The sequence below is a fragment of the Methylobacterium sp. WL103 genome (assembly GCF_008039885.1).
GTDB lineage: Bacteria > Pseudomonadota > Alphaproteobacteria > Rhizobiales > Beijerinckiaceae > Methylobacterium > Methylobacterium cerastii.
Genome location: NZ_VRUX01000932.1, coordinates 1 through 1,153 on the forward strand (window position 1 = coordinate 1; position 1,153 = coordinate 1,153).

General features: G+C 75.0%; 2 protein-coding genes. Both read left to right on the forward strand.

Annotated elements, in window-relative coordinates; translation table 11 throughout:
• Positions 1-501: DUF6502 family protein (locus tag FV222_RS26820; RefSeq protein ID WP_246685693.1), on the forward strand; the 501-nt coding region annotated here is incomplete at its 5' end.
• Between the two features lie 79 nt (positions 502-580).
• Positions 581-1,153, forward strand: a 573-nt coding sequence (locus FV222_RS26825; protein ID WP_246685694.1) for a DUF5666 domain-containing protein, incomplete at its 3' end; no start/stop codon positions are given.

Genomic DNA, 1,153 nt, shown 5'->3' on the forward strand with positions numbered 1-1,153 from the left:
GGCGAGGACGGCCCCTCCTTCGAGGCGCTGGTCGCCGGCGTGACCCGCGACCTGCGCCCCCGCGCGGTGCTGGACGAGTGGCTCGACCGCGGGATCGCCAGCCTCGACGGCGAGGACCGGATCGTCCTGGCGGAGGCGGCCTACGTGCCCCGCGGCGGCGCCGAGCCGCAGCTCTACGATTTCGGGCGCAACCTCCACGACCACATCGCGGCCTCGGTCGCCAACATCCTCAGCGACGCGCCGCGCTTCCTCGAGCGCGCAGTGCATTACGACGGGCTGTCGGAAGAGCTGGCGCTTCGGCTGGAGGCGCGCGCCAGGGAGATCGCGATGGCGGCGCTGACCCAGGCCAACCGCGAGGCCCACGCCGCCTGTGCCGCCGACCCCGGCGGGTCCCACCGCTGGAATTTCGGACTCTACGTCTACGCCGAGGCCGTACCGCCGGCCGGGGACGCCTTCCCCGCAGACGATGCTTTGCCGGCTTCGTCGGAGGCCGAGGCGTGAGAACGCCGCCGGGGCAGTCGCGAGAGGCGCAGCACGAGGTTCGGTCGTCGCGTCCACGCGTTCCGGGACCAGGCGCATGATGCATCGCGCCGCCCCCACCCGCCGCCTCGTGCTGCGGCTGCTCGCCGGCGCCGCGCTGATTCCGGTGCGCGCGGTGCCGCAGGAGGCGCCGCGCGACCAAGGAATCGGCGGGACCGGGGCGCGTCCCGACGACATCCCGGGTGAGGGTGACCGCGGCATCGGGGGCACGGGGGTGATCGGCACGATCCGCCGCTTCGGCTCGATCGTCGTCAACGACCTGCGCATCGCCTATCCCGACGACGTCAACGTGCGCATCGACGGGGTGCCGGCGCACGCCGCCGACCTGAGGGTCGGGCACGTGGTCCACGTCGTTGCCCACGCCGACGCGGGCGGCCTCGCGACACGGCGGATCGACGTGACGCGCGAGGTGGTCGGGCCGGTGGAATCGGTGCGCGGCGGGAACCTCATGGTCCTCGGCCAGCGCATCGCCGCAGCGGGAATCGCCGGGCGCTGGGCGGTAGGCGACCGGGTCGCGGTGTCGGGCCTGCGCAGGCCGGACGGCGGCGTCGTCGCCAGCCTGATCGAGAGGCAGGCGGACGGCCCCGCCCGCGTCGCCGGCCCGGTCCGCCGC